General features: G+C 68.2%; 27 protein-coding genes and 1 pseudogene. 11 read left to right on the top strand and 17 right to left on the bottom strand.

The genetic code is table 11. From position 1 onward, the window contains the following. Nucleotides 1-6 precede the first annotated feature (6 nt). Complete coding sequence (locus AC07OA_RS06760) at nt 7-927, bottom strand: Gfo/Idh/MocA family protein (RefSeq protein ID WP_494663022.1); 921 nt, start codon at nt 925-927, stop codon at nt 7-9. A gap of 117 nt (nt 928-1,044) precedes the next feature. Here AC07OA_RS06760 and AC07OA_RS06755 point away from each other — a divergent pair, with 117 nt between their 5' ends. The 4 genes from AC07OA_RS06755 to AC07OA_RS06740 all read left to right on the top strand — a co-directional run bounded on the left by AC07OA_RS06755 (nt 1,045) and on the right by AC07OA_RS06740 (nt 5,608). Further along, entirely contained in the window at nt 1,045-2,070 is a 1,026-nt protein-coding gene (locus AC07OA_RS06755; RefSeq protein WP_494663021.1) for an NADP-dependent oxidoreductase, read from the top strand. Between the two features lie 415 nt (nt 2,071-2,485). After that, the gene (gene clpS, locus AC07OA_RS06750; RefSeq protein WP_494663020.1) at nt 2,486-2,815 is read left to right on the top strand and encodes an ATP-dependent Clp protease adapter ClpS; all 330 of its coding nucleotides are present in this window, start codon (nt 2,486-2,488) and stop codon (nt 2,813-2,815) included. Between the two features lie 11 nt (nt 2,816-2,826). Continuing rightward, nucleotides 2,827-5,151 carry an ATP-dependent Clp protease ATP-binding subunit ClpA gene (gene clpA, locus AC07OA_RS06745; RefSeq protein ID WP_494663019.1) on the top strand — a complete coding sequence of 775 codons (2,325 nt, stop codon included), beginning with the start codon at nt 2,827-2,829 and terminating at the stop codon, nt 5,149-5,151. A gap of 115 nt (nt 5,152-5,266) precedes the next feature. Further along, nucleotides 5,267-5,608: a CCDC90 family protein gene (locus AC07OA_RS06740; RefSeq protein ID WP_494663018.1), complete on the top strand. Its 342-nt coding sequence runs from the start codon at nt 5,267-5,269 to the stop codon at nt 5,606-5,608. Between the two features lie 2 nt (nt 5,609-5,610). Here the strand turns inward: AC07OA_RS06740 and AC07OA_RS06735 are convergent, their stop codons facing one another. Both AC07OA_RS06735 and AC07OA_RS06730 read right to left on the bottom strand, forming a co-directional pair. After that, nucleotides 5,611-6,054, bottom strand: a complete 444-nt coding sequence (locus AC07OA_RS06735) for a BLUF domain-containing protein (protein WP_494663017.1) — start codon at nt 6,052-6,054, stop codon at nt 5,611-5,613. Nucleotides 6,055-6,114: 60 nt separating this feature from the next. After that, nucleotides 6,115-6,546 (bottom strand): HIT family protein, encoded by a 432-nt coding sequence (locus tag AC07OA_RS06730; protein ID WP_494663016.1) that lies wholly within the window; start codon nt 6,544-6,546, stop codon nt 6,115-6,117. Nucleotides 6,547-6,597: 51 nt separating this feature from the next. Here AC07OA_RS06730 and AC07OA_RS06725 point away from each other — a divergent pair, with 51 nt between their 5' ends. Together AC07OA_RS06725 and AC07OA_RS06720 are read left to right on the top strand one after the other, a co-directional pair. Next, nucleotides 6,598-7,188, top strand: a complete 591-nt coding sequence (locus AC07OA_RS06725; protein ID WP_494663015.1) for a DUF5655 domain-containing protein — start codon at nt 6,598-6,600, stop codon at nt 7,186-7,188. Between the two features lie 53 nt (nt 7,189-7,241). Next, the gene (locus tag AC07OA_RS06720; RefSeq protein WP_494663014.1) at nt 7,242-7,727 is read left to right on the top strand and encodes a pyridoxamine 5'-phosphate oxidase family protein; all 486 of its coding nucleotides are present in this window, start codon (nt 7,242-7,244) and stop codon (nt 7,725-7,727) included. On the opposite strand, the gene AC07OA_RS06715 is transcribed toward AC07OA_RS06720, so the two are convergent. From AC07OA_RS06715 to AC07OA_RS06700, 4 genes are all read right to left on the bottom strand, one after another. Beyond that, a complete protein-coding gene (locus AC07OA_RS06715; protein ID WP_494663013.1) occupies nt 7,724-8,884 on the bottom strand; it encodes a GNAT family N-acetyltransferase in 1,161 nt (386 codons plus the stop codon). The two genes, AC07OA_RS06720 and AC07OA_RS06715, sit on opposite strands and share 4 nt — an antisense overlap. Continuing rightward, on the bottom strand, nt 8,881-9,654 hold the full coding sequence (locus AC07OA_RS06710) for a glycerophosphodiester phosphodiesterase (RefSeq protein WP_494663012.1): 774 nt from the start codon (nt 9,652-9,654) through the stop codon (nt 8,881-8,883). Before AC07OA_RS06710 ends, AC07OA_RS06715 begins: the two co-directional genes overlap by 4 nt. Then, on the bottom strand, nt 9,654-10,112 hold the full coding sequence (locus tag AC07OA_RS06705; RefSeq protein WP_494663011.1) for a RidA family protein: 459 nt from the start codon (nt 10,110-10,112) through the stop codon (nt 9,654-9,656). The genes AC07OA_RS06710 and AC07OA_RS06705 overlap by 1 nt, the downstream gene beginning before the upstream one ends. A gap of 120 nt (nt 10,113-10,232) precedes the next feature. Next, nucleotides 10,233-10,667 carry a phasin family protein gene (locus tag AC07OA_RS06700; RefSeq protein WP_494663010.1) on the bottom strand — a complete coding sequence of 145 codons (435 nt, stop codon included), beginning with the start codon at nt 10,665-10,667 and terminating at the stop codon, nt 10,233-10,235. A gap of 302 nt (nt 10,668-10,969) precedes the next feature. On the opposite strand from AC07OA_RS06700, the gene AC07OA_RS06695 reads away from it, so the two are divergent. Beyond that, nucleotides 10,970-12,277, top strand: coding sequence for a serine hydrolase (locus tag AC07OA_RS06695; protein ID WP_494663009.1), 1,308 nt, complete (start codon nt 10,970-10,972; stop codon nt 12,275-12,277). A 6-nt stretch (nt 12,278-12,283) separates the two neighbouring features. On the opposite strand, the gene AC07OA_RS06690 is transcribed toward AC07OA_RS06695, so the two are convergent. Together AC07OA_RS06690 and mipZ are read right to left on the bottom strand one after the other, a co-directional pair. Further along, on the bottom strand, nt 12,284-12,706 hold the full coding sequence (locus AC07OA_RS06690) for a J domain-containing protein (protein WP_494663008.1): 423 nt from the start codon (nt 12,704-12,706) through the stop codon (nt 12,284-12,286). A 30-nt stretch (nt 12,707-12,736) separates the two neighbouring features. Further along, complete coding sequence (gene mipZ / locus AC07OA_RS06685; RefSeq protein WP_494663007.1) at nt 12,737-13,573, bottom strand: division plane-positioning ATPase MipZ; 837 nt, start codon at nt 13,571-13,573, stop codon at nt 12,737-12,739. 181 nt (nt 13,574-13,754) lie between these two features. Between mipZ and panC the strand changes: the two genes are divergently transcribed. Then, nucleotides 13,755-14,618: a pantoate--beta-alanine ligase gene (panC, locus tag AC07OA_RS06680; RefSeq protein ID WP_494663006.1), complete on the top strand. Its 864-nt coding sequence runs from the start codon at nt 13,755-13,757 to the stop codon at nt 14,616-14,618. Here the strand turns inward: panC and AC07OA_RS06675 are convergent. From AC07OA_RS06675 to AC07OA_RS06645, 7 genes are read right to left on the bottom strand one after another with little or no spacing between them, the layout of a single operon-like run. Beyond that, nucleotides 14,615-15,292: a phytanoyl-CoA dioxygenase family protein gene (locus AC07OA_RS06675; protein WP_494663005.1), complete on the bottom strand. Its 678-nt coding sequence runs from the start codon at nt 15,290-15,292 to the stop codon at nt 14,615-14,617. The two genes, panC and AC07OA_RS06675, sit on opposite strands and share 4 nt — an antisense overlap. A 4-nt stretch (nt 15,293-15,296) precedes the next feature. Further along, a complete protein-coding gene (locus tag AC07OA_RS06670) occupies nt 15,297-15,698 on the bottom strand; it encodes a DUF1489 family protein (RefSeq protein WP_494663004.1) in 402 nt (133 codons plus the stop codon). A gap of 8 nt (nt 15,699-15,706) precedes the next feature. Further along, a complete protein-coding gene (locus AC07OA_RS06665) occupies nt 15,707-17,671 on the bottom strand; it encodes an acetyl/propionyl/methylcrotonyl-CoA carboxylase subunit alpha (RefSeq protein WP_494663003.1) in 1,965 nt (654 codons plus the stop codon). 25 nt (nt 17,672-17,696) lie between these two features. After that, nucleotides 17,697-19,088, bottom strand: coding sequence for a DUF3667 domain-containing protein (locus AC07OA_RS06660; protein WP_494663002.1), 1,392 nt, complete (start codon nt 19,086-19,088; stop codon nt 17,697-17,699). Between the two features lie 30 nt (nt 19,089-19,118). Further along, nucleotides 19,119-19,958: an enoyl-CoA hydratase-related protein gene (locus AC07OA_RS06655; RefSeq protein WP_494663001.1), complete on the bottom strand. Its 840-nt coding sequence runs from the start codon at nt 19,956-19,958 to the stop codon at nt 19,119-19,121. A gap of 14 nt (nt 19,959-19,972) precedes the next feature. Beyond that, nucleotides 19,973-20,446, bottom strand: coding sequence for a hypothetical protein (locus AC07OA_RS06650; protein ID WP_494663000.1), 474 nt, complete (start codon nt 20,444-20,446; stop codon nt 19,973-19,975). Between the two features lie 13 nt (nt 20,447-20,459). Next, nucleotides 20,460-22,067, bottom strand: coding sequence for a carboxyl transferase domain-containing protein (locus AC07OA_RS06645; protein WP_494662999.1), 1,608 nt, complete (start codon nt 22,065-22,067; stop codon nt 20,460-20,462). 113 nt (nt 22,068-22,180) lie between these two features. On the opposite strand from AC07OA_RS06645, the gene AC07OA_RS06640 reads away from it, so the two are divergent. Beyond that, nucleotides 22,181-23,935, top strand: a complete 1,755-nt coding sequence (locus AC07OA_RS06640) for a patatin-like phospholipase family protein (RefSeq protein WP_494663738.1) — start codon at nt 22,181-22,183, stop codon at nt 23,933-23,935. On the opposite strand, the gene AC07OA_RS06635 is transcribed toward AC07OA_RS06640, so the two are convergent. Next, complete coding sequence (locus AC07OA_RS06635) at nt 23,929-24,705, bottom strand: methyltransferase domain-containing protein (protein WP_494662998.1); 777 nt, start codon at nt 24,703-24,705, stop codon at nt 23,929-23,931. The genes AC07OA_RS06640 and AC07OA_RS06635 overlap by 7 nt on opposite strands. A gap of 143 nt (nt 24,706-24,848) precedes the next feature. On the opposite strand from AC07OA_RS06635, the gene AC07OA_RS06630 reads away from it, so the two are divergent. Beyond that, complete coding sequence (locus AC07OA_RS06630; RefSeq protein WP_494662997.1) at nt 24,849-24,980, top strand: hypothetical protein; 132 nt, start codon at nt 24,849-24,851, stop codon at nt 24,978-24,980. Between the two features lie 146 nt (nt 24,981-25,126). After that, nucleotides 25,127-25,212: pseudogene (locus tag AC07OA_RS06625) on the top strand (hypothetical protein). Nucleotides 25,213-25,366: the final 154 nt, after the last annotated feature.

Below are 25,366 nucleotides of genomic sequence, written 5' to 3'. Positions count from 1 at the left end.
GCCGCTCTACCCGCCCGCCGCCTGCTCCACGGCCAGGGCCAAATCCAGCGCCCGGGCCGCTTCTTCGCCCGTCACCACCGGACGCGGGGCCTCGCCGCGCACGGCGGCCAGGAAGCCGGCGATGCTCTGGCCCAGGGGGTCCTTGCCGGCCGGGGTCTCGGTGAAGTCCTCGATCAGCGGGAACGGGGTGGTGTTGCGGAAGGTGCGGGCCAGGAAGTCGATCTCGACCTCGCCGGAGGGATAGACCACCTTCATCGTCCGCTCGCGGGCCTCGGCCACGCGCGAGCTGTCGAACACGGCGGTGAAGCCGTTGTCGAAGGTGGCCTCGGCCTTCACCCAATCCAGAGAGGTCGAGCGGGTGATCGCTCCCTCGCCTTCCACCGTCACCGGCTCGCCGTCACAGAGGGCCAAGGCCAGATCGATGTCGTGGATCATCAGGTCCAGCACCACCGAGACATCCAGATTGCGGTCCGAGGGCGTGCCGCGGCGCACGGCTTCCAAGCGCAGGGGCTGCTCGGGAATATCCAGCAGGCCCATCGCCTGGAACACCACGCGCTCCTGGTGGCCGCAGGCCAGGGGCAGCTGGCGCTTGGCCGCCTCGGCGACCAGGGCGTCGGCGTCCTGCGGCGTCACGGCCAGGGGCTTTTCCGAATAGACCGGCTTGCCGGCCTTCAGCGCCGCCAGAACGGCCGGGGCGTGGTGGATGGCCGGGGTCGCCACCGTGACCACGTCGACGGCGGCCAGGAAGGCGGCCTGGTCGTCGAAGGCCTCGGCGCCCAGCGGGGCGGCCAGGGTCTGGGCCCGCGCCAGATCGACATCGAACACGGCGACCAGCTCGACGCCGGGCAACTCGACATACTTCTTGGCGTGATAGCCGCCGAACACGCCGGCGCCGACGACGCCTGCTTTCAGAACATCCTGGGTCATGCCCCGCTCTCTATCTCGTTCGCTTTGTCGCGGGAAGGCACTGGAGCCTTTGGCGAGACCGGTCTAAACGTTCGTTTAAACAACGCACCTCGACGAGCGAGGCTGGGAGAAACGACCATGGTCACGTCGCGCGAAATCCGCCTGAAGAGCCGCCCGGTGGGCGTTCCGGCCCAAGAGAACTTCGAACTGGCCAGCGTCGAGGTCGCCGCGCCGGGCGACGGCGAGATCCAGGTCAAGAACCTTTGGATGTCGGTCGATCCCTACATGCGCGGCCGCATGACCGACCGGAAGAGCTATGTGCCGCCGTTCGAGCTGGGCAAGGCCCTGCAGGGCGGCGCCATCGGCGAGGTCACCGCCTCCAACGATCCCGACTTCAAGGTCGGCGACATCGTCTCGACCATGTTCGGCTGGCGCGAGGTGTTCAACGCCTCGCCCAAGGCCCTGGCGGCCGGAGGGATGGGGGCGATCACCAAGATCGACACCCACGGCCTGCCGCCCCAGACCTTCCTGGGCGTGGCCGGCATGCCCGGCCTGACCGCCTATGTCGGCCTGCTGCGGGTGGCGGCGCTGAAGGACGGCGACGTCGTCTTCGTCTCGGCCGCCGCCGGCGCCGTGGGCCAGGTGGTCTGCCAGATCGCCAAGCTGAAGGGCCACACGGTGATCGGCTCGGCCGGCGGCCCCGACAAGGTGGCGTTCCTCAAGAGCATCGGCGTCGACCACGTCATCGACTACAAGGCCACGCCCGATGTGGTCGCCGAACTGGAGAAAGCCGCGCCCAAGGGGATCGACGTCTATTTCGAGAACGTCGGCGGCGTGCACTTGGAGGCGGCCCTGAACTCTGCCCGCCCGTTCGGCCGTTTCGCCCTGTGCGGGATGATCTCGCAGTATAACGAGACCGGAAAGCTGACCGGTCCGGCCAACATCATCCAGGCGGTGGGCAAGAGCCTGCGGCTGGAGGGCTTCATCGTCTCCAACCACTACGACCTGGCGCCGCAGTTCCTCAAGGACATGGCCGGCTGGATCGGCGCGGGCCAGATCAAGTGGAACGAGACGGTGGAAGAAGGCGTCGACCGGGCGCCGGACGCCTTCATCAAGCTCTTCAAGGGCGAGAACCTTGGGAAGATGCTGGTGAAGCTGGGCTGAGGCCCCTGATCGAGCGCCGTGGGTTCGTACTTGCCCCCACCTGACCGCTTCGCGGTCTGTCCGCCCCCATAGGGGGCGGAGCTGCGACGAGCTCTACAAGGCTCCGCCCCCTATGGGGGCGGACAGGCGACGTCAGTCGCCAGGTGGGGGCAAGTGATGTGGCAAGACGTCAGCCGCAACCTCGACTGAGTCGGCCTTTCCGCCCCTTGCGGAGGCCGAAACACGCCCCCATCTCCGCCCCTCGCCGCCGGCAACCAAAGGCCGGCGACGCCGCTATCCCAAGCGACAAGCCACTTTGCGCGGCGCCCCTGTGTTAAAGCGGCGCAGCCGCGCGGCAGCCTCTTCCAATGCTGCCGCGTTTCCATATCTAATCCATGTAAGGCGGGTGGTTCGGCCCGCCGGGAGAAAGCGGTCGATGGCCGAGCGCAAGCAAGGCGGACAAAACAACGGCGCGGGCTCTTCGGTGATCACGGAAGTGAAACCGAAGACACAGAAGCCTTCGCTCTATCGCGTACTGATCTTGAACGACGATTATACTCCGATGGAGTTCGTCGTTTACGTACTTGAACGTTTCTTCAACAAGTCGCGCGAAGATGCGACCCGGATCATGCTGCACGTTCATCAGCATGGCGTCGGCGTTTGCGGCGTTTACACCTACGAAGTTGCCGAGACCAAGGTCGCGCAAGTGATCGACTCGGCGCGCAGGCATCAGCACCCACTGCAGTGCACCATGGAAAAGGACTGAGGAGCCTCCCCTTGCCCTCTTTTTCGCGCCCACTTGAAGAATCCCTGCATCGCGCCGTCGCTTACGCCAATCAGCGCAAGCACGAATACGCCACGCTGGAACACCTGCTGCTGTCGCTCACCGACGACGACGACGCGGCCGGCGTCATGCGGGCCTGCGATGTCGACCTCAACGCTCTGAAGAAGAGCCTCGTGAACTATCTCGACGTGGAACTGACCTCGCTGGTCGTCGACGACGAGGACGACGCCAAGCCCACGGCGGGCTTCCAGCGCGTGATCCAGCGCGCCGTCATCCACGTGCAGTCCTCGGGTCGCGAAGAGGTCACCGGCGCCAATGTGCTGGTCGCCATCTTCTCCGAACGCGAGAGCCACGCCGCCTACTTCCTGCAAGAGCAGGACATGACCCGCTACGACGCGGTGAACTTCATCGCCCACGGCATCGCCAAGAAGGCCGGCGCGTCCGAGCCCAAGGCGGCCAAGGGCGCGGCGGTCGAGGAAGACGTCGAGAAGCCCAACGCCAAGACCGGCGGCGAGGCGCTCGAGGCCTACTGCGTCGACCTCAACGAAAAGGCCCGCCAGGGCAAGGTCGACCCGCTGATCGGCCGCGCGAACGAAGTGGAACGCGCGATCCAGATCCTGTGCCGCCGCACCAAGAACAACCCGCTTCTGGTGGGTGAACCCGGCGTCGGCAAGACCGCCATCGCCGAAGGCCTGGCCCGCAAGATCATCACCAACCAGGTCCCCGAAGTCCTGGCCGGCGCCACCATCTACTCGCTCGACATGGGCGCGCTGCTGGCCGGCACCCGCTATCGCGGCGACTTCGAGGAACGCGTCAAGCAGGTGGTCAAGGAGCTGGAGAACCACCCCAACGCGGTGCTGTTCATCGACGAGATCCACACGGTGATCGGCGCGGGCGCCACCTCGGGCGGGGCCATGGACGCCTCCAACCTGCTGAAGCCGGCCCTGGCCTCGGGCTCCCTGCGCTGCATGGGCTCGACCACCTACAAGGAGTTCCGCCAGCACTTCGAGAAGGATCGGGCCCTGGTCCGTCGCTTCCAGAAGATCGACGTGAACGAGCCGACGGTCGAGGACACGATCAAGATCCTCAAGGGCCTGAAGTCCTACTACGAGGACTTCCACAAGCTGAAGTACACCAACGACGCCATCAAGGTGGCCGTCGAGCTGTCGGCCAAGTACATCACCGACCGCAAGCTGCCCGACAAGGCGATCGACGTGATCGACGAGGCGGGCGCGGGCCAGATGCTGCTGCCGGAAGGCCGTCGCAAGAAGACCCTGGGCGTCAAGGAGATCGAGGCCGTGGTGGCCAAGATCGCCCGCATCCCGCCCAAGTCGGTCAGCAAGTCGGACACCGAGGCCCTGAAGGAACTCGAGACCGACCTGAAGCGCGCCGTCTTCGGCCAGGACGAAGCCCTGACCCAGCTGGCCTCGGCCATGAAGCTGGCCCGGGCCGGCCTGCGCGAACCGGAAAAGCCGATCGGCTGCTACCTGTTCAGCGGTCCGACGGGCGTGGGCAAGACCGAAGCCGCCAAGCAGCTGGCCCACACGCTGGGGATCGAGATGATCCGCTTCGACATGTCGGAGTACATGGAGCGCCACACCGTCAGCCGCCTGATCGGGGCTCCTCCCGGCTATGTCGGCTACGATCAGGGCGGCCAGCTGACCGACGCCGTCGACCAGCACCCGCACGCCGTGGTGCTGCTGGACGAGATCGAGAAGGCGCACGGGGATGTCTACAACATCCTGCTGCAGGTCATGGACCATGGCACCCTGACCGACAGCAACGGCAAGAAGGTCGATTTCCGCAACGTGGTCCTGATCATGACCACCAATGCGGGCGCGACCGACGCCCAGCGCCAGTCGATCGGCTTTGGCCGTTCGAAGGTCGAAGGTGAAGAAGAGGCCGCCCTCAAGCGCCTGTTCACGCCGGAGTTCCGCAACCGCCTGGACGCCGTGGTGGCCTTCAAGCCGCTGACGCCGGAGATCATCCGCCAGGTCGTGCAGAAGTTCGTCATGCAGATGGAGGCCCAGCTGGCCGACCGGAACGTGACGATCTCGCTGGGCGACGACGCGGCCGACTGGCTGGCCAAGAACGGCTTCGACGAGCTCTACGGCGCCCGCCCCCTGGCGCGGGTCATCCAGGAGCACATCAAGAAGCCTCTGGCCGACGACATCCTGTTCGGACGCCTGGTCCGCGGCGGCCACGTCAAGGTGGTGCTCAAGGACAGCAAGATCGACTTCGAGATCGAGAGCGCGCCGGAGAAACCCGGCAAGTCTCCCAAGTCCGAGGACGAGGCCGAACCGGCGCTTGCCGAGTAGCTTGGCCAAACAGGACGAAACAGCGAAAGGCCCGGAGCGATCCGGGCCTTTTTCTTGCCCGTCAGGTCGCGCGAAAATTGTGGACGAAACGAGAACAAGCGGCTAGCGTGCAGCCATGACCTCGATCGCCTTCGACACGCTCAACGCGTCAAAACGCCTGCGGGAAGCGGGCATGGACGAACGCGTGGCCGAGGCGGTGGTCGAACTCGTCCAGCAGACAGCCCGCATGCCCGATATCAGCGACCTCGCCACCCGATCAGAACTAGATGCGGCCAAGTCGGAGCTCAAGGTCGACCTGAAGAGCGAGATCGCCGGCGTACGAGCCGACATGGCCCTGATGGAGAGCCGGCTGCGCGCGGACCTGAGCGAGAAGATCCGACTTCAGGGCTGGGCGATCATGGGCGGGGTGGCGGTGCTGATGACGATCTCGACCGCCCTGATCAAGCTGGTCCCCTGATCTCAGCGCAGGTGGTGCGCGCCCAGGGCGACGAGCAGTTTCAGCGCCCTCTCCTCGTCCAGCGCTTCCGGTGTGAAGGCCTCCAGCCCGACCGCGGAGAGCAGGCCGGCGTCGCCCGGCCCCAGCACGTGCTGGCCCATGTTCCAATCGCGAAACAGCCGCTTGTCGGCCGCCCCTTCGGCGATGACCGTGACGTCGGCGTGCCGAGCGTCTTTCTGGATACGAGCGAATGTCGCCTCGATCTGGACTTGCGGCCCCTCCAGCAGTTGCAGGAACCGCCCCTCGCCCACCGCCAGAAAACCGGTGATGTCGGCCATGCGATTGTTGTGGATCGACCGCAGCAGGATCTGCCGAACCTGCTCGGAAAAGCCTCCCGCCGGTCCGGTCGCCCGGCTGGCATAGATCAGGCGAGCCAGGCCCTTCGGCGCGTCGTCGAATTCGAGCATGAACGGGCTGGCCCCAAGCTACTGTGACCTGAGCAATGCCCAGGCCTGTCAAAGGTTCGGCTACAGCGCCGCCGAGATCTTCTCGGCCAGGGCCTTCAGCTCTTCGGTGTCGGCCATGCCCTCGCCATGACGGCCCAGGGCCTCGCCCTCGTAGCGGGGGATGATGTGGAAATGCAGGTGGAAGATCGTCTGGCCGGCGGGCGCGCCGTTGAACTGGGTCACCACCACGCCGTCGGGCTTCAGGGCCGTGGTCACCGCCTGGGTCACCTTCTGCACCGCCCCGATCAGCCGCCCCAGGGTCTTGGTCTCGGCCTCCAGCAGGTTGCGGGCCTGGCTGGTCTTGGAGATCACCAGAACGTGGCCGCGCGACTGGGGGAACACGTCCATGAACGCCAGGACCTGGTCGTCCTCGAACACCTTCACGGCCGGAATCTCGCCGCGGATGATCTTGGCGAAGATGTTGTCGGCGTCGTAGCTTCCGTGAAGGCTCATGGTCGTCTCCTGTCTCGGGAAGCGTCCTAGCAAACCGGGGAGAAGCAGGCCATGGGAAGCGACACGGGCGGCCCCGAGCACCTGACCGAGCGCCAGAAGAAGTGGTTCGCCTCTGTGCGCGAAGGCCTCGCCCGTGACACCGGCAAGAGCCTGGAGGAGTGGGTGACCATCGCCCGCACCTGCCCGGAGACCAAGCCCCGCGCCCGCCAGGCCTGGCTGAAGGAGCACCACGGCCTGGGCGTCAACCGCGCCGCCTATGTGCTGTCCGAAGCCTTCCCCGACAAGAAGATGGCCTGGGACAATCCGGGCGACCTGCGCACGGCCCTGTGGGCCGACCCGGCCTCGACCGCGATCCTGGAAGCGCTCGAAAAAGCCGTCGCCGATCTGGACAACCTGGTCACCGGCCAGCGCAAGACCTTCACCGCCTGGTCGCGCGAGTTCCAGTTCGCCGCCGCCAAGCCGGTCAAGGGCGGCACGGCGACCCTGGGCCTGGCCGTGACGCCCGACGCCTCCCCTCGCCTACTGGAGCCGAAGAACGAAAGCTGGTCCGAGCGCCTGAAGTCCAAGCTCGTCCTGGCCTCGCCGGCGCAGGTCGACGACGAGGTTCGCGCCCTGCTGAAGGCGGCCTGGGAACGGTCGTGATTGGAACGGGCTGCCCCGCCTCTCCGTTGGTTTCACCCACGGAGGAACATCCCATGCCCAACGAAGCCGAACTGAAGTCGAAGTTCTGGAAGGCCCTGAAGTCCGACCGCACCGCCATGCTGGGTCTGGTCGGCTCGGAGGAAGACGGCGGCCAGCCGATGACCGCCCAGATCGAGGGCGACGAAGGCGGGCCGATCTGGTTCTTCACCGCCGCCGGCAACGATCTGGTCGAGGGCGCCGGCAGCCGCCACCCGGCTCTGCTGAACTTCGCCTCCAAAGGCCACGAACTGTTCGCCAAGGTCGAGGGCGACCTTTCGGTCAGCACCGACCGCGCCACGATCGAACGCCTGTGGAATCCCTTCATCGCCGCCTGGTTCGAGGGCAAGGACGATCCCAAGATCCGCCTGCTGCGCTTCGATCCCACCGAGGCCCAGATCTGGCTGAACGAGAACAGCCTGTTCGCCGGGCTGAAGATGCTGCTCGGCGTCGATCCCAAGAAGGACTACGCCGACAAGACCGGCGAGGTCCGACTGAACTAGCCCTCGTGCCGGAACGGCGAATATTCCTCGGTCAGCGCCTCGATCTCGGCGCTGACCGCTTCGCGTTCGCGTTCAAGGTAGCGGGCCACGGGCTCGCGCAGGGCGGGATCGGCGATCCAGTGGGCGGAATAGACGGCGCTGGGCAGATAGCCGCGCGCGATCTTGTGCTGCCCCTGGGCGCCGGCCTCGACGCGGGGCAGGCCCAGGCGAATGCCGTGCTCGATGGCCTGGTAGTAGCAGAGCTCGAAATGCAGGAACGGCACGTCCTCGGTGCAGCCCCAGTGGCGGCCATAGAGGCAGTCGTCGCCGATCAGGTTCAGGGCCCCGGCGATCCACGGTCCGCCCGGCCGGCGGGCCATGATCAGCAGCACCTTGTCGGCCATCCGCTGACCCAGCAGGGAATAGAAGGCCCGGTTCAGATAGGGCCGGCCCCACTTGCGGCCGCCGGTGTCCATGTAGAAGCCGAAGAAGGCGTCCCAGTGGTCTTCAGTCAGTTGGTCGCCGGTCAGGGCCACGATCTCCAGCCCCGCCTGGGCGTCGCGACGCTCGCGGCGGATGGTCTTGCGGCGGCCTGAGGACAGGGCCGCCAGGAAGTCGTCGAAGGTCGCGTAGCCGTTGTTGAACCAATGGTACTGCTGGTCCTGCCGCAACAGCATGCCGCGATGGCCCATCCAGTCCCACTCCTCCTGGCGGGGGAAGGTCACGTGCAGGGACGAGGCGTTCAGGCGGTCGCACAGGGTGAGCGCCCCGCCCAGGAGGGCCGAGCGGCCGTCGTCGACATCGACGTCGGGCCGCACGATCAGCCGAGGCCCTGTCACCGGCGAGAACGGCGCGGAGCCTTGGAGCTTGGGATAGTAGCGGCCACCGGCCCGCTCGTAGGCGTCGGCCCAGCTGTGGTCGAAGACGTATTCGCCCTGGCTGTGGGACTTCAGATAGAGTGGCATCACCGCCGCCACCCTGCCCTGCTCGTCCTCGACGCTGAGGTGATGTGGCGCCCAACCGGTGCGTTCGACCGCGCAGCCGCTCTCCTCCAGGGCGTTGAGGAAGTCGTAGCTGACGAACGGATCGCCGAACGGCGCGGCGCAGACGTCCCAGGCCTCGCGGCCGATCTCGGCGATGCGCCGATGGACGCGCACCTCCGCCTTGACGGCTGTCACGCGGCGAAGCCCTCGAAGATCAGGTTGTCGCAATGGTCGCGCACGGCGTCCCACTGCTCGGCCGAGCGCACGGTCCAGGCGATCACCGGCATGCCCTTGGCGCGGAAAAGATCGGCGCGGGCGCTGGGCAGCATGTCCAGGCCCAGGGCCAGGAAGTCGGGCCGTGCGATCTCGACCTGCTCCAGATTGGCCAGCGACTTGCGGATCTCCGGCGACAGCTTGCGCGCGCCCTCGTCGTCCCAGTTGTAGCTGTCCAGCCCGCGCAGGATCTGCGGCTGGTGCTCGGCGAACCAGGCGTGGGAATAGGGATTGAAGCCGATCACGGCGGTGGGGCCGTTGTGGTCGAGCAGGATCTGGCTGACCTGCTTCTCCAGCTCGCCCACCTCGCCGAAGGGCGTCTTCAGCTCGATATAGACCATGGCCCGGTGGCCGATCAGGGTCAGGGCGTCGGCCAGGGTCGGGATCGTCTCGTCCGTGCCCGCCAGCGTCATCCGGCTCAGGTCCGCGGCCGTGTGGTCGCGCAGCTTGCCCGGCTGGCCGGTCAGGCGCTCCAGATTGTCGTCATGGAAGACCACCACGTGGTTGTCGGCGGTCAGCTGAACGTCCAGCTCGATGGCGTAGCCGTGGGCGCAGGCGGCCTGGAAGGCGGCCAGGGAGTTCTCGGGCGCGCCGCCCGGCGTCCACAGCCCGCGATGCGCCACCGCCGGCTCGAACAGGCGCTCCCACGCCTCGCCGAACACCTCGGTTCCGGGGCGCGGGCGGGCGCGCATCAGGCGACCTCGATCACGGCGTCGACCTCGACCGAGAAGCCGAGCGGCAGCTTGTAGACCCCCACCGCCGAGCGGGCGTGGCGGCCGGCGTCGCCGAACGCCTCGACCATCAGATCCGAGCAACCGTTGATGACCTTGGGGATGTCGGTGAAGTCCTGGCTGACCTGGACGAAGCCGCCCAGCTTGACCACCCGCTTGACGCGGTCGAGGTTGCCAGTGGCGGCCTTCATCTGGGCCAGCAGATTGATGCCGCACAGGCGCGCGCCCTGCTGTGCGGTCTCCAGATCCACGTCGGTCCCTACCGTGCCCTTGAGGCCGCCGTTGGCGTCGAGCGAGATCTGGCCGGAGATGTGGACCAGGTTCCCCGACTGGACGAAGGGCACGTAGTTGGCCACCGGCGCGACCGGCTGGGGCAGCACGATCCCGAGTTCCGCCAGACGCTCTTCGACCTTGGACATAACGCTCTCCTGAAACCTGGACGCATGCTTAGCGCGGCGGGATGACAGGACAAGAAAAAAGGCCCGAACCGTTGCCGGCTCGGGCCTCTGTTCGTTTCGGACCCGCGAAGGTCCAGCCGCTTAGCGGGCGGCTTGCAGCTTTTCGACCGTGGCGGTGACGCGCTCGTTCAGCGGCTTCACCGAGTCCTTGATCGAGGCCGAGACGATCTCCGAGGCCTTGCTGAGCTGGGCGATGTAGGCTTCCAGGGTCGACTTGGCCCAGGCGGTCTGCAGCTCGACGGCTTCCTGCACGCTCTTGGCGGCGGCCAGCGACTTGGCGGCGGCGACCTGGTCCTCGGCGGCCTTCTTCGAATAGGCGAAGGTCTGGGCGCCCAGGGCTTCGGCGCCCTTGGTGGCGGCGGTCACCGAGGCGATGACGGCTTCCAGGTTCTGCTTGGAGTGGGTGTTGGCTTCGGCCAGGGCGGCCAGAGACTTCTCCACGCCGTCCTTGAACGCTTGGTTCGAGGCGGTGCTGAATTGCTCGACGGTGTTCTTCAGGGTTTCGGCGGCGGCCATGGGGATGTCTCCTGGCGTGGGGGCGGGGCATGGCGCCGGACCGACGATCCAGCCCATGCGATGGGACAACGCCGGTGTCTCATGTTGCAGTGCAGCAGTCAAGAATTTTGTGCAGCGCACCATGACCTAGCGTAAACGCTTGTTCACCCTGTTGAAGCTTCGCCGCAACGCCTTGAAAATATCCATCTCCGCGGCGAAATCGCTCACCAGTTGTTTACCTTAGAGAAAGGCGACAACCCCCATGCTAAGGTCACGCGTGTGGCGGTGCGGAACCGCTCAGTTCAAATGACGGACGCATTCCCATGTTCGCCAAGCTTAAGTCCGCCCGCTTCGTTCTCGCCGCCGCCGGTTTCGCCGGCGCCCTGATGTGCGGCCTGACCGCGTCGACGACGGCTTCCGCGCAAATTCCGTATCTGCAGATGAACGCGACCGAGCCGAAATATTCGGCCATCGTGATCGACGCCAATTCGGGCGAAATGCTTTACGACAAAAGGGCCGACAGCCCGCGCTATCCAGCGTCGGTCACCAAGGTCATGACGCTGTACCTTACCTTCGAGGCGCTCAGCGAGGGCCGTCTGAAGCTGACCGACCGCGTGCCGATCACCTCGCGCGCCGCCGCCCAGGCGCCCACCAAGCTCGGCCTGCCCGTCGGCGACAGCGTCAGCGTGGACGAGGCGATTCGCGCCATGACCGTGAAATCGGCCAACGACATCGCCGTGGCCATGGCCGAGCGCATCGGCGGCAGCGAGTCGCGGTTCGCCGCCCTGATGACCCTGCGCGGTCAGGAACTGGGCATGCGCAACACCCGCTTCGTCAACGCCTCGGGCCTGCCCGACAGCCGCCAGATCTCGACCGCCCGCGACCTGGCCATCCTGTCGCGCGCCACCATGCGCGACTTCCCGCAGTACTATTCGTACTTCAGCATCAAGGGCTTCGAGTTCCGCGGCCGCTACATCGCCGGCCACAACCGCCTGCTCAACAGCATGCCCGGCTTCGACGGCCTGAAGACCGGCTACACCAACGCTTCCGGCTACAACCTCGCCGGCTCGGCCGTGCGTGACGGTCGCCGCCTGATCGCCGTGGTCCTGGGCGGTTCGTCCACCGCCTGGCGCGACAACAACATGGAAGACCTGCTGACCACCGGCTTCGACGTGCTCAAGCGCCGCTCGCACGGCGAGCGCACCAGCATCGCCGCCAACCTCTACGAGGACGAGCCGCGCGGCCCGATCATGCGCCCCTCCACCGAGGAAGGCGACGGCGACCAGGCCGGGCTGAAGATCGTGCTGACCGACAATCCCAAGCCGCCGCCGGCCCTGAAGGTCGCGCCGACACTCAAAGCCGCTCAAGCCAAGCCCACGCCCAAGAAGGCCAAGGGCGAGTGGTCGGTCCAGGTCGGGGCGTTCAAGTCCAAGAGCCTGGCCAACGAGCAGCTGGCGCTGGTGCGTTCGCGCTTCGGCAAGTTCGTCGCCGACGCCGAGGGCGCGGTCGAAGGCGCGGCCAGCAGCACCTTCCGCGCCCAGTTCCAGGGCCTGACGGCCGAGGCCGCCCGCGGCGCCTGCCAGGCCATCACCGCCAAGCGCCAGCCCTGCATGGTCCTGTCGCCGCGCTAAGGCGCGCTACTTCCCGCCCAGCAACCGGTCCCGCGCGGCGTTGAGCTGCGCGGCCAGGCCCGCCGTGCCGCCCTTGTCGGGATGGGCCAGGCGCATCAGGCGGGCATAGGCCGCCTGGATCTCCGCCTTGGAAGCGTCGGGCCCGACGCCCAGGATCGAGCGCGCCTCGGCCAGGCCGACCTCGGCCTTCTCGGCCACCTTGCGGATCACCGGCCGTTGCTTGGCCGTGGTCGCCGTCCAGATGCCGATGACCAGCAGGACGATGCAGACCTCCCAGGCCTGGCGGATGCCCGCATAGCCCGCGCCGGCGAAGCAGACGATGGCCAAGGCCCCCGCCCCCACGCGCCAGCCGTCGCCCTTCAGGAGGCGCGAGGCGCGTCCCGAGAGGATGAACAGCAGCACGACGCCGCCCAGCAGCAGATAGAACATGAAGCGTCTGTCCCGACGCCGCCCCGAAACCTACTGGGCGGCGAGCAGAGTTTCCCCGGAATAGGCCGAAAGGCCAAGGGAATGCATCAGGGCCCGCAGTTCCTGGCGCGCGGCCAGGTGCTGCAGCGACACCGGCACCGGCCGCACCTGGGGCGACAGGTCGGCGATCGTCAGGCCGAACGGGAACAGCTCGCGATAGATGACCCGGTCGCGCAGGCCCGGGCCCATGCGGAAGCCGACGCGCTTGGACAGGGCCGTCAGGCGGTCCTCGACGCGCTTGCGGTTGCGGGCCTCGGTGGTGGCCAGGCGGTTGCGCAGCACCACCCAGTCCAGCGCCTGGCGCTGACCCGACAGGGCGCGGGCCTTGCGGGCCTCCCACACGGTCAGGGAGTAGAGGCTGGGCTTCTGCAGCTCCATGGTCACCGGATCGACGTGGCCCAGCATGTCGAAGTCGACGAAGCTGTCGTTCATCGGGGTGACGATCAGGTCGGCCAGGCCGTGGGCCATGCGCGAGATGGCGGTGTCGCCGCCTGGGGTGTCGATCAGCACGAAGTCGGCCGCTTCCCGCGCGGCGACGAAGGCGGCCTCGAACTTGGCCACCTGCTCCTCTTCCGAGGCGGCGGCCAGGGCGATGTCGTCCTCGCTGAGTCGGAACTGCAGCGGCACGGGCAGGGTCACGTTGTTGCCGGCGATCCAGGCGTCGCGGTTCTCGAAGAACCGCATCGAGGTGCACTGGCGCAGGTCGAGATCCAGCAACGCCACCTTGGCGCCGCCGTAGAGCAGCGCGGTGGCCAGGTGAACGGCGATGGTGGACTTGCCCGCCCCGCCCTTCTCGTTGCCGACGACGATGACACGCGTTTCGGCCATGCCTTCTTTCCTTCTTTTCGCCCGACTCGGCGACTCTCAATGAAAGATTAACACGCAGGAGACGCCCTGAGAGGGCGGGACGTCAATCCTGGGCCTCGTTCCCTGTGGACCCATTGTCGCAGGTGGACGCCCGGCGCCGTCTCCGTCATAAGCCAACGCCTGTTCGAGACAGGAGTTCTCCGTGGGCCTCAAGACGCCGAAAATCGTCCGCACCGTCGCCGATCTGCGGGCGGAAGTGGCCGCGTGGAAGGCCGCTGGCGAGCGTGTGGCGCTGATTCCGACCATGGGCGCGCTGCACGAGGGCCACCTGTCGCTGATCCAGCTGGGCCAGACCCTGGCGGGGCGCACCGTGGCCAGCGTCTTCGTCAATCCCAAGCAGTTCGCTCCGCACGAGGACTTCGACTCCTATCCGCGCGGCGAGGCCCGCGACGCCGAGCTGCTGGCGGCCGTCGGCTGCGACCTGATGTTCGCCCCGAACGTCGACGAGATGTACGCCCCCGGCTTCTCGACCACGATCAACCTGACCGGCGTCTCTGAACCGCTGGAAGGCGCGGCGCGGCCGCAGTTCTTCGGCGGAGTGGCCACGGTGGTGACCAAGCTGCTGATCCAGAGCCAGGCCGACGTGGCGATCTTCGGCGAGAAGGACTACCAGCAGCTTCAGGTCATCAAGCGCGTGGTCCGCGACCTGGACATCCCGGTCGAAATTGTCGGCGCCCCCACCGCCCGGGCCGAGGACGGCCTGGCCCTGTCCTCGCGCAACGCCTATCTGACGCCCGAGCAGCGCGCCGCCGCCGTGGCCCTGCCCGAAGCCATGAAGGCCGCCATCCAGGCCTTGGTCGCCGGCGGCCGCGTCGACGACGCCGAGGCGGCCGGCAAGACCGCCCTGATCCAGGCCGGCTTCCACCAGATCGACTATTTCGACGTGCGAGACGCCGCCGACCTGTCGCGGCTGGGTCCCGGCCCACTGAACGGCGCCCCGGCGCGGCTGCTGGCCGCCGCCTGGTTGGGCAAGACCCGGCTGATCGACAACATGGCCGTCGGCTAGACCGTTCGCGGGACGAAACGCTCGCTGGTGTCCATTCGCACGTCGCGAACCCCACGTGTCTGGTCCGCGATCACACGGACATCTTCCGGCTTGAAGCCCAGCAACAGCGAGCGCCGCCGCTCGCCCGAACGGTTGCGCGTGGCCCCGTGCAGCAGGTCGGCGTCGAACACCAGGATGTCGCCCGCCTCGCCCGACAGGGTCAGCGACAAGGCCTCGTCCGGCTCACCTTGGTCCAGATGGCGCGGCGTCACCCGGGTGGCGCCGTTCTCAGGCCCATAGGGATCCAGGAAGATCAGGGCGGCGACCGCGTTCTGGCCCAGACCGTCGCGGTGCAGGGGCTGATGACCGCCGTCCCGCAGCGGCTCGCGCCCCTCCACCTGGGAGAGGAAGAACGGCTCGCCCAGCATCCGCGCCGCCGCCGCCAGCAGCGCCGGCGCGCGACAGGCGCGTTGCACGACGGGATCCAGGTCGACCAGGGCGTGACGCCAGCCGGGGCCGCGCGGCGCGGACCATTGGTCCGGGGTTCCGACACCGGCGTCGAAGGCCGCGCGCAGGTCTTCGCGCCAGGCCTCGGGCACGGCGCCGCGCAGCAGCAGATAGCCGTCGCGGTCCAGGGCGGCGGCCAGCGCCGGGTCCAGAGGCTCGACCTCGGTGACCGCCCCGCCCCCGCTCATGACCCTACCAGGCTCCCAGTTCGCGCAACTGGCGCGCCAGGTCGGCCGGCATCTCCGCCGCCTCGGCCTCGGTCAGGTCCGGCGGCACGTCTTCATGCTTGAGATAGCGCCAGCCCTGGAACGGGCGGCGCGGGGTGGGCGCCACGCGCACGATGGTCGGATCCACCGTCACCTCGCAGCGCGAGGCCTGGCCGTCGCCGACGGTGTCGATCTTCAGGATGGTCTGGCGGCAAAGGATCTGCCCCTTCATCACCCGATACAGCGAGCCGCCGTCCAGCACCTCGTCGATGCGCTTGGGGGTCATGCGGGTGTGCATGATCCAGGGGCGGTCGGCCTCGGCGTGCCAGGCGACGAGTTCGTCGATGTTGTCGCAACCGACGACCAGTTTGATGATGTGCAGGGGCATGCGCCTACTTAGGCGACCGGCTCCAGCTTCGCCAGCACCACGCCTTCGCTGACCTGGCCGCCGGCGGACGCCGACAGTTCCGCCACCACTCCGTCGAACGGCGCGGCCAGGGCGTGCTCCATCTTCATGGCCTCCAGGGTCAGCAGGGTCTGGCCCTTAACGACGCTCTGGCCGGCCTCGACCGCGACCGAAACGATCTTGCCCGGCATGGGCGACAGGATCGCCCCGTCCGAGGCCGCCGCATGGGCGCCGCCGCCGACCTTGGGCGTGAAATCGAACTCCTGGACGTCGCCGCCCTCGAACACATAGAGCGGATCGCCGCCGAACGTGCCGGGCAGCACGTCGACGTCGTCCAGCGGACGGCCGTCCTCGACGGTGATGTCCCACGACCAGTCGTCACCCTTTCCGCCGGCCAGGGCCACGCGCAGCGGCACGGCCTTGCCGTCGACGCTCATCGGCAGGGCCATGGCGGCCCGGGAGGCGTTCATCCGGAAGCCCAGCAGACGCGACGGTGCGCTGGCCCAGACGTCGGCCTTGGGCTGGTCGGCGTCCATGAAGGCCTCCAGCCGCTGGCCGATGGCGGCCAGGGTCGGGGCGTCGGAGAAGTCGCGCTCTGTCAGTTCCTCCAGCCGCGCCTCGATGAAGCCGGTGTCGATGGCGCCGTCGATGAAGTCCGGGTGGCTGGCGCACTTGGCCAGGAAGGCGGCGTTGGTCTTGACCGGATAGACCTCGACCAGGGCGCAGGCTTCGGCCAGGCGGTAGGCGGCGTCCTCGCGGTCGGCGCCGTGGGCGATCAGCTTGGCGATCATCGGGTCGTAGAACGGCGTGACCTCGCCGCCCTCCTCCACCGCGCTGTCCACCCGCACGTCGCCCTCGGGCAGGCGGAAATGGGTCAGCGGGCCGGTGGACGGCAGGAAGCCCGTGGCCGGGTTCTCGGCATAGAGGCGCGCCTCCATGGCCCAGCCCGTCAGGGTGATCTCGTCCTGGGCCAGCGGCAACGGTTCACCCGAAGCGACGCGCAGTTGCCATTCGACCAGGTCCTGGCCGGTGACCATTTCGGTGACCGGATGCTCGACCTGCAGGCGGGTGTTCATCTCCATGAACCAGATGCGGTCGGCGCGCAGGCCTTCGCTGGCGTCGGCGATGAACTCCACCGTGCCGGCGCCCACATAGCCCACCGCCTGGGCGGCCTTGACCGCCGCGCCGCAGACGGCGGCGCGAGTGGCCTCGTCCATGCCCGGGGCCGGAGCCTCCTCGATGACCTTCTGATGGCGGCGCTGCAGCGAGCAGTCGCGCTCAAACAGGTGGACGACCTGGCCGTGGCTGTCGCCGAACACCTGCACCTCGATGTGGCGCGGACGGGTGACGTACTTTTCCAGCAGCACCCGCTCGTCGCCGAAGCTGGCCGACGCCTCGCGCTGGCACGAGGCCAGCAGAGCGGCGAAGTCCTGGGCCTTGTCGACCTTGCGCATGCCCTTGCCGCCGCCGCCGGCCACGGCCTTGATCAGGACCGGGAAACCGATCTTCTCGGCCTCGGCGGTCAGGCGCTCCACGGTCTGGTCGTCGCCCAGATAGCCGGGCGTGGTGGGCACGCCGGCCTGGATCATCACCTTCTTGGCCGCGTCCTTCAGGCCCATGGCGCGGATCGCAGAGGGCGGCGGGCCGATCCACACCAGGCCGGCGTCGATCACAGCCTGGGCGAAATCGGCGTTCTCGGACAGGAAGCCGTAGCCCGGATGGATGGCCTCGGCGCCGGTCTGGCGGGCGGCGGCCAGGATCTTCTCGGGGACCAGGTAGCTCTCGCGCGCCGGGGCCGGGCCGATCAGGATGGCGACGTCCGCCTCCAGAACGAACGGCGCGTCGGCGTCCGCCTCGGAATAGACCGCGATCGTCCGCACGCCCAGCTCACGGGCGGTGCGGATGATCCGACGGGCGATTTCGCCGCGATTGGCGATGAGGACGGAAGAGATCAACGGTGAAATCCTAGAAACTGGGCGCTCAAATCTGCGCCAAGGAGAAGATCAGCAAGCCGGTTAGAAGCACGAGGAACGAGAAGAACGTAGAGGTCCAGACGAACAGGGTCTTGAAGACCGCCCCCACGATGCTGGAGCCGTAGGCCCCGCGCAGGGTCTGGAACAGGTTGATGGGGGTCCAGAACATCAACAGGAAGAACCACCAGCCCCGGACGGCCTCGGGCAGCACCAGCCCCAGCGCGTTGGTCAGGAACGCGAACGACAGCAGGTTGGTGGCCACGATCAGGTGGTCGTAGATGTAGAACTGGCGCTTGTTCACATAGACCAGCGCCAGGCTCAGCCCCAGCATCGGCAGCAGCAGCACCGCCAGGCGGTGGCCCCAGCCGAACATCACCAGCATGTAGTATTCGGGGTTTTCCAGCGCCTTGATCAGGCCGGTCTTGAGCCAGTGCTCCTTGCCGTGCGCGCCGTCCCCGACCGGGACCGCGATCCCGCCGTGGTCGGTTTCAGCGGGAGCGGCCTCGGGCTTGGGCGTCTTTATGTCGACGCCGCCGACCGTCATGGTGTCGGTCGCGTCTTCGGCGAACTTGTTGGCCTGGGCTTCGACCTGGTCGCCGTCGAACACGCTGGTGACCTTGGCCCCACGGATCGTGTCGGCCGCCTTCTTGCGCATCTTCTCGTCGGCCTCGAGGATTTCCTTGGCCGCCAGCGGATTGTTCTGCAGGTGATCGGCGTCGGCGAGGTTCTTGGCGTAACGGGCCTGGGCCCTGTCGGTCCTTTCCTTGAACCTGGCCTGGGCCTCGGCGACGGCGTCCTGATAGGTCTTCAGGACCTGGGCGCGGTCGGCGCCGGCCTCCTTCAAGGCTTCGTCCCGGTCCTTGGCGGCCTCGGCCAGGGCGCCGTCGCGGTCCTCGGTGACCTCCTTCAGGCGCGCGTCGCGGTCCTTGGCGGCCTCGACGCGCATCTTGCCGGCCTCGGCGGCCCGGCCCTGCGGCGTGGCCAGGGCCTCGGCGCGCTTGTGGGCCTCTTCCTCGGCATGGTGCTGGACCGAGTGGATGGCGTGCTCGGCGGCGAAGATGAACAGTAGCAGGGCCACCAGGAAGGTGCGGAACGGCGGCACGTGCCGCACGATCCGGCCTTCCATATAGTCCTTGGCCAGGACCCCGGGCCGGAAGAACAGCAGCGGCAGTGTCTGGGCCAGGCGACCGTCGAGGTGGAACATCCCCTCGATGGCCTCGATGATCAGGTGGAAGATCGAGCGCTTGTGGTTGTCGGCGTTCTGGCCGCAGACGTGGCAGTACGGACCCTCCAGCGTGGTCCCGCAGTTGGCGCACGGCTTACCCACGCCGTCGAAGGCGTGCTTCTTGTTGCGCCGCCTGAAGAACTCGGTGAACGAGTCGGCCGCAGCCGCTTCCATGTCCGCCGTCATAAGACCCCCTACTCGACTCTAGATCGTCCAGTTGGGTTTACGGCGTTCGAGGAACGCGCGCACGCCTTCTTGTCCCTCGTCCGACACGCGACGGCGCGCGATGCGTTTTGCCGTCTCGTCGATCAGGCCCTTGTCGATCTTTTGGCCGACAAAGTCGTTGACCAGGGCCTTGGCGTCGCCGATGGCGCCGGGCGCGCAGACCGCCACCTCGGCGATCAGGGCCTTCTGGGCCGCGACCAGGCCGGCCACGTCGTCGAACACCTCGTCGACCAGGCCGTAGGCCCAGGCCTGGTCGGCGTCGAACACCCGGCCGGTGGCGAACAGCAGCTTGGCGGTGCGCGGGCCGATGGCCGCGATCACATACGGACTGATGGTGGCCGGGGTCAGGCCCAGCTTGACCTCAGAGAAGGCGAACTTGGCGTCGGCCGCGGCCAGGGCGTGGTCGCAGGCGGCCACCAGGCCCGCCCCGCCGCCGAAGGCCGGTCCCTCGACCAGGGCCACGGTCAGGGCCGGGATGTCGTGCAGGGCCTTGAGCATGCGGGCCAGGCCCAGGGCGTCGTCGCGGTTGTCGTCCTCACTCCAGTCGGCGGCGGCCTTCATCCATTCCAGGTCGGCCCCGGCGCTGAACGCCCCGCCCACCCCGCGCAGGAACACGATCCGCACGCCCTCGGCCCCGTGCAGGGTCTCGAACGCCTGGTGCAGGGCCGCGATGGTGGCCGCGTCGAAAGCGTTCTTCCTGGCCGGCCGGTTGATCCAGACCGTGACCGCGCCGTCGGGCGTGGAGTCCAGGTGAACCAGCGGCGTCATGGCGTCGGTGTCGAGCACCTCGACGATGGGATCGGCGATGGGGTTGGTCATGGATCGCCCTCGGTTCAGTGCGCGGCCAGCGCCGCGCGGTAGTCCGCGACGGTGGCCGCGTCGCCCAGGCCCGGCCCCTGGGGCGAGCAATAGGCCGCCGCGAACCGCGCCGGGCCCGAGCCCTCGGCATAGGCCTTGTCGCGCACGAACGTGGTCCGCCGGATCTCCTTGCCGGCGGCGTCGTAGGTCCGCCCGCTGGAGACCTGATAGACGTCCTTGGCGCAGTTGACCCAGGTCAGGGCCACCAGCAGCGGCTCGGCCGCGTCCTGGCGCACGATCACGGTGGTGATGCGGATGGTGTCCGGGATATCCGATCGCTCGAAGCTGGACGCGTCCACGTAGAACGTCCCCTCCGCCGCCGGGCCGACGGCCGTCAGCGGGCCCGTCGGCAGGACGGGATCGTCGACGGGCATCTGCACCATGACCGGCTTGGACGCCTGGGCCGGCGCGGCGGCCAGCAGCGCGGCCAGGAGGGGGATCAGGATCATCGCGGCTCCTCGCCTACATCCGGAAGACGCCGAAGGTGGTGTCCGGGATCGGGGCGTTCAGGCTGGCGCTGATCGCCAGGCCGAGGACATCGCGGGTCTGGGCCGGGTCGATGATGCCGTCGTCCCACAGGCGCGCGGTGGCGTGGTAGGGGTCGCCCTCTTCCTCGTAGCGCTGGCGGATCGGGGCCTTGAAGGCCTCCTCGTCCTCGACGGCCCAGGTCTCGCCCTTGGCCTCCATGCCGTCGCGCTTGATGGTGGAGAGCACGCTGGCCGCCTGCTCGCCGCCCATCACGCTGATGCGGCTGTTGGGCCAGGTGAACAGGAAGCGCGGGCTGTAGGCGCGGCCGCACATGCCGTAGTTGCCGGCCCCGAAGCTGCCGCCGATCAGCACGGTGAACTTGGGCACCTCGGCCGAGGCGACCGCGGTGACCAGCTTGGCGCCGTCCTTGGCGATGCCGCCGGCCTCGTACTTGCCGCCCACCATGAAGCCCGAGATGTTCTGCAGGAACACCAGCGGGATCTTGCGCTTGCAGGCCAGCTCGATGAAGTGCGCGCCCTTCACGGCGCTCTCGCTGAACAGCACGCCGTTATTGGCCAGGATCGCCACCGGCTGGCCCCAGATGCGAGCGAAGCCGCAGACCAGAGTCGTGCCGTACAGCGCCTTGAACTCGTCGAACTCGCTGCCGTCGACGATGCGGGCGATGACCTCGCGCACGTCGTAGGGCGCACGCACGTCGGTGGGCACGATGCCGTACAGCTCCTGGGCGTCGAACAAGGGCGGCTTGGCGTCGGCCAGCACCGTCTCGGACGGCTTGGTGGTGTTGAGGTTGGCGACGATCGAGCGGACGATCTCCAGCGCGTGCTCGTCGTCGTCGGCCACGTGGTCGACCACGCCCGAGCGGCGACCGTGAGTGTCGGCCCCGCCCAGTTCCTCCGCGCTGATCACCTCGCCGGTGGCGGCCTTTACCAGCGGCGGACCGGCCAGGAAAATGGTGCCCTGGTTGCGGACGATCACCGTCTCGTCGCTCATGGCCGGCACATAGGCCCCGCCGGCGGTGCACGAGCCCATGACGCAGGCGATCTGGGCGATGCCCTGGGCGCTCATCCGGGCCTGGTTGAAGAAGATGCGGCCGAAGTGGTCGCGGTCGGGGAACACCTCGGCCTGGTGGGGCAGATTGGCCCCGCCGCTGTCGACCAGATAGACGCACGGCAGGCGGTTCTGCTGGGCGATCTCCTGGGCGCGCAGGTGCTTCTTCACCGTCATCGGGAAATAGGCGCCGCCCTTCACGGTGGCGTCGTTGGCGACGATCATCACCTCGCGGCCCGAGACCCGGCCGATGCCGGTGATCACGCCCGCCCCCGGGGCCTCGCCGCCATAGAGGTCGCAGGCGGCCAGCTGGCCGATCTCCAGGAAGGGCGAACCGGCGTCCAGCAGGCGCTCGACGCGCTGGCGGGGCAGCAGCTTGCCGCGCGACGTGTGGCGCACGCGGGCGCTTTCCGGACCGCCCAGGGCCGCCGTCGCGACCCTTTCGCGCAGTCCCTCGACCAGGGCGAGGTTGTGCGCGGCGTTTTTGGCGAAAGACTCGCCGCTTTTGTCGATACCCGTGTTCATCTTCGGCATTAGCGAGGCATAGCCTTTTCCATTTCAGACCGGAAGCCGCAGTTTTTGACCTGCGATGGTCAAGTTCGGCGGTTCAAGTTAGCGTCTCCGTCGTGGTCACCCTACCCGACTTCATGGCCGACACGGCCCTAGCCCGGCTCTTCGCGCACGAACATCGCGAGGGCGACGCCGCGTGGTTTTCCCTGCCCGGCGGGGCGACACTGTATGCGCCCGGCGAGGCGGCCGACTACCTCTACTTCCTGCGCACCGGCCGGCTGGGCGCGTTCCGGCGCGAAGAAGGCCAGGAGCCGCAGTTCCTGGGCGTGATCCGCCCGGGCGAGCCGGCCGGCGAGATGGCGATGATCGCCGGCTCGTCCCACTCGGCCAATCTGGTGGCCCTGCGCGACTCGGAAATCCTGGCCCTGCCCCGCGCCGCCTTCTTCGAGGCCGTCGAGCGCGATCCGGAGGTGATGATCGAGCTGTCGCGGCTGATGATTCGCCGCGCCCGCAACGCCGGCGCCCACGCCTCCATCGGCGACCCGTCGGTCTACGGCTTCATCGCGGTCGAGCCCGGCAAGCCGATCCGCCCCATCGTCGAGCGTATCGCCCACGCCATTTCGCTGCTGGGCTACACCGTCACCGTCGAGGGTGCGGAATCCCTGTTGGCCCCGACCGAGTGGTTCAGCAGCGTCGAGCGGCGGCACGACTTCGTGCTGTACGTCGCCGAGGCCGACGAGACCGCCTGGAAGCACGTGGTCGGCCGCCAGGTGGACCGGCTGTTCCGCGTCGGCCAGGGCGACCGCCGGCCGCCGGCCGTCATCCCCTCCTACGCCTCGGGCCCGCTGCAGGACCAGCGGCTGGTCGACCTGATCCTGCTGCAGCCGGCAGGGGTCACCCATCCCAAGGGCTCGGCCGAGTGGCTGAACGCCACCCAGGCCGCGCGGCTGTTCCATCTGCGCGAAAACGGCATGGCCGACGTCGAGCGGATGGCCCGGGTGCTGACCGGCCAGTCGGTGGGGCTGGTGCTGTCGGGCGGCGGGGCGCGGGCCTACGCCCATATCGGCGCGATCCAGGCCCTGCGCCAGCGTGGCGTGCCGATCGACTTCGTGGGCGGAGCTTCGATGGGCGCGGTGGTCGCCGCGGGCCTGGCCATGGGCTGGGACGACGGCGAGATGGAGGCCCGCATCCGCAAGGCCTTCGTCGAGACCAGTCCCCTGGACGACATCGCCTTCCCCCTGGTGGCCATGACCCAGGGGCTGAAGGTCAAGGCGCGGCTGGAGGAGCATTTCGACGCCATCGAGATCGCCGACCTGTGGCTGCCGTTCTTCTGCGTCTCGTCGAATCTGACCTCGGGCTCGTACCACCTGCATCGGCAGGGCGTGCTGCAGGACGCCCTGCGCGCCTCGATCTCGCTGCCGGGGGTGCTGCCGCCCGTGGCCGACGGAACCTCGGTGCTGGTCGACGGGGCGGTGATGAAGAACTTCCCCGCCGACGTGATGCGCGCCTTCCAGCTGGGCCCCATCGTCGGGGTGGACGTCACGCGCGGCCGCAGCATCACCGCCGACGATGTCGACCGCCCCGCCTCGCTGTGGCGCTGGCTGTGGTCGGGCGAGTGGCGCAAGGGTCCGCCCATCGTGGCCCTGCTGATGCGCGCGGCCACCGTCTCGACCGGCCGCGACCTGACCGCCAGCCGCGAGGCCTCCGACGTGCTGATCACGCCCAAGCTCGACAAGATCGACATCCGCGACTGGAAGGCCTTCGACGAGGCGGTGGCGGCCGGGCGCGCCGCCGCCGGCCTGGCCCTGGACAGCCTGGGCAAGCCGGTCACCGAACTGCGCCGCCGCCCCAGCCTGGCGGACCTGGCGGCCCAGCCCAGCCGGCGTCAGTAGCGCCGGGCGACCACGAACAGGCGCGTGAACGGGAACAGGGTCACCCCGTCCTCGCGGCGGGGATAATCGACCGACAACCGCTCGCGCCATGCCGACAGGAACGCCGCCTGCTCGGCCGGGTCCGTCAGGGCCTCCAGATAAGGCCTAAGGCTCGTGCCCGAGGTCCAGTCGACGATGGGGTCCTCGCCGCCCAGGGCGTGGACATAGGTGGTGACCCAGATGTCGAGGTCCTCGCTCAGGGGCGAGAGCCAGTCGTGATAGGGGCGCGGGTCGACGCCGGAGCCTACCCGCTCGACGTCCTTCAGGCGCGGCGCCCACGGCCCGTCCAGAGCCGTCTCGCGTAGGCTGCGCCGCCAGCCGTCGTCGGCCACCACCGGGATCTGGCAGGCCAGCACGCCGCCAGGAGCCAACAGGCTCATCAGGCGCGGGAACAGGGTCTGGTGGTCGCCCACCCACTGCAGGGCGGCGTTGGTGAAGATCAGGTCGGGCGGAATTTCGGGCTGGAAGGCGGCGATGTCGCCCAGCACCCAGTCGATGTCCTCGCGCCGCGCCCTGCCCCGGGCCAGCATCTCGGGACTGGAATCCAGGCCGTGGACGCGGGCGTTCGGATGGCGCGAGGCCAGCAGGGCGGCGTGCTCGCCCGTGCCGCAGCCCAGGTCCCAGATCTCGCGCGGGTCCAGATCGCGCGGGATCTGCAGCATCAGGTCCAGGGCCGGACGGTCGCGATAGGCCTTGTAGCGCTGGTAGACGTCGGGATCCCAGACCGGCATCCGGCCCTCCTGCTCGAAACTGCGACAATTCGTCCGTCTTTTTGCACGGGTACGTCGCATTTGTCGCATGGGTCCGGGAGCCGACATTCCCTATCTTTGGTTAAGGCGCTGATCGACAGGCGCCACAGGATGAGGAAACCGCCGTGAGCCGCGCCGCCGCCATCGCCATTGCCGCCAAGGGTCCCGCCCTGAACGTGCATCGCCTGGCCATGCTGGGGCTCAACGTCGGTCTGTGGACCCTCATCGTTCTGGCCGGGCGAGCCCTCTACGCCTGACCGGACGATGCGGACCCGGGTCGCGCTTCCCCCCCTTGCGCGACCCGGGAGTGCCTTTTCCCGCCGAACCGCGACATCGCGCCGCCACTTACCCCTTTGCAGGACCACCGATCGGCGCCCATATTCTCCTTGTGTTGTTCAACCAACTGAAAGGAGGTGACCAGTGTCTCATTGTCTCCAACCGCGGTCGCAAGTCGTGACCTGGAGCCTTAAGAACGAGGTTTCCAACTGAAGGCGTTGAACGCCTAAGGTTCAAGTCACGCCGCGCGAGCGCGGCCACGACGATGGAGGGCCGCCCCGAGCAATCGGGGCGGCCCTTGCATTTCATGCTCCCCCCTTGGGGGAGCTGTCGCGAAGCGACTGAGGGGGCAGCGGCGGCAAGGGGC

Source organism: Caulobacter sp. GW821-FHT09B08 (assembly GCF_059418225.1).
Note: the sequence above shows the minus strand (reverse complement) of the source record. Positions and strands in the feature narration are given on the sequence as shown.

What these genes read in the sequence shown, in the direction of transcription:
- AC07OA_RS06760 (WP_494663022.1), bottom strand. Translation starts at nt 927, where the DNA reads ATGACCCAGGATGTTCTGAAAGCAGGCGTCGTCGGCGCCGGCGTGTTC.
- AC07OA_RS06755 (WP_494663021.1), top strand. Translation starts at nt 1,045, where the DNA reads ATGGTCACGTCGCGCGAAATCCGCCTGAAGAGCCGCCCGGTGGGCGTT.
- clpS (WP_494663020.1), top strand. Translation starts at nt 2,486, where the DNA reads ATGGCCGAGCGCAAGCAAGGCGGACAAAACAACGGCGCGGGCTCTTCG.
- AC07OA_RS06740 (WP_494663018.1), top strand. Translation starts at nt 5,267, where the DNA reads ATGACCTCGATCGCCTTCGACACGCTCAACGCGTCAAAACGCCTGCGG.
- AC07OA_RS06735 (WP_494663017.1), bottom strand. Translation starts at nt 6,054, where the DNA reads ATGCTCGAATTCGACGACGCGCCGAAGGGCCTGGCTCGCCTGATCTAT.
- AC07OA_RS06730 (WP_494663016.1), bottom strand. Translation starts at nt 6,546, where the DNA reads ATGAGCCTTCACGGAAGCTACGACGCCGACAACATCTTCGCCAAGATC.
- AC07OA_RS06725 (WP_494663015.1), top strand. Translation starts at nt 6,598, where the DNA reads ATGGGAAGCGACACGGGCGGCCCCGAGCACCTGACCGAGCGCCAGAAG.
- AC07OA_RS06720 (WP_494663014.1), top strand. Translation starts at nt 7,242, where the DNA reads ATGCCCAACGAAGCCGAACTGAAGTCGAAGTTCTGGAAGGCCCTGAAG.
- AC07OA_RS06710 (WP_494663012.1), bottom strand. Translation starts at nt 9,654, where the DNA reads ATGCGCGCCCGCCCGCGCCCCGGAACCGAGGTGTTCGGCGAGGCGTGG.
- AC07OA_RS06705 (WP_494663011.1), bottom strand. Translation starts at nt 10,112, where the DNA reads ATGTCCAAGGTCGAAGAGCGTCTGGCGGAACTCGGGATCGTGCTGCCC.
- AC07OA_RS06700 (WP_494663010.1), bottom strand. Translation starts at nt 10,667, where the DNA reads ATGGCCGCCGCCGAAACCCTGAAGAACACCGTCGAGCAATTCAGCACC.
- AC07OA_RS06695 (WP_494663009.1), top strand. Translation starts at nt 10,970, where the DNA reads ATGTTCGCCAAGCTTAAGTCCGCCCGCTTCGTTCTCGCCGCCGCCGGT.
- AC07OA_RS06690 (WP_494663008.1), bottom strand. Translation starts at nt 12,706, where the DNA reads ATGTTCTATCTGCTGCTGGGCGGCGTCGTGCTGCTGTTCATCCTCTCG.
- mipZ (WP_494663007.1), bottom strand. Translation starts at nt 13,573, where the DNA reads ATGGCCGAAACGCGTGTCATCGTCGTCGGCAACGAGAAGGGCGGGGCG.
- AC07OA_RS06675 (WP_494663005.1), bottom strand. Translation starts at nt 15,292, where the DNA reads ATGAGCGGGGGCGGGGCGGTCACCGAGGTCGAGCCTCTGGACCCGGCG.
- AC07OA_RS06670 (WP_494663004.1), bottom strand. Translation starts at nt 15,698, where the DNA reads ATGCCCCTGCACATCATCAAACTGGTCGTCGGTTGCGACAACATCGAC.
- AC07OA_RS06660 (WP_494663002.1), bottom strand. Translation starts at nt 19,088, where the DNA reads ATGGAAGCGGCTGCGGCCGACTCGTTCACCGAGTTCTTCAGGCGGCGC.
- AC07OA_RS06655 (WP_494663001.1), bottom strand. Translation starts at nt 19,958, where the DNA reads ATGACCAACCCCATCGCCGATCCCATCGTCGAGGTGCTCGACACCGAC.
- AC07OA_RS06650 (WP_494663000.1), bottom strand. Translation starts at nt 20,446, where the DNA reads ATGATCCTGATCCCCCTCCTGGCCGCGCTGCTGGCCGCCGCGCCGGCC.
- AC07OA_RS06645 (WP_494662999.1), bottom strand. Translation starts at nt 22,067, where the DNA reads ATGCCGAAGATGAACACGGGTATCGACAAAAGCGGCGAGTCTTTCGCC.
- AC07OA_RS06640 (WP_494663738.1), top strand. Translation starts at nt 22,181, where the DNA reads ATGGCCGACACGGCCCTAGCCCGGCTCTTCGCGCACGAACATCGCGAG.
- AC07OA_RS06635 (WP_494662998.1), bottom strand. Translation starts at nt 24,705, where the DNA reads ATGCCGGTCTGGGATCCCGACGTCTACCAGCGCTACAAGGCCTATCGC.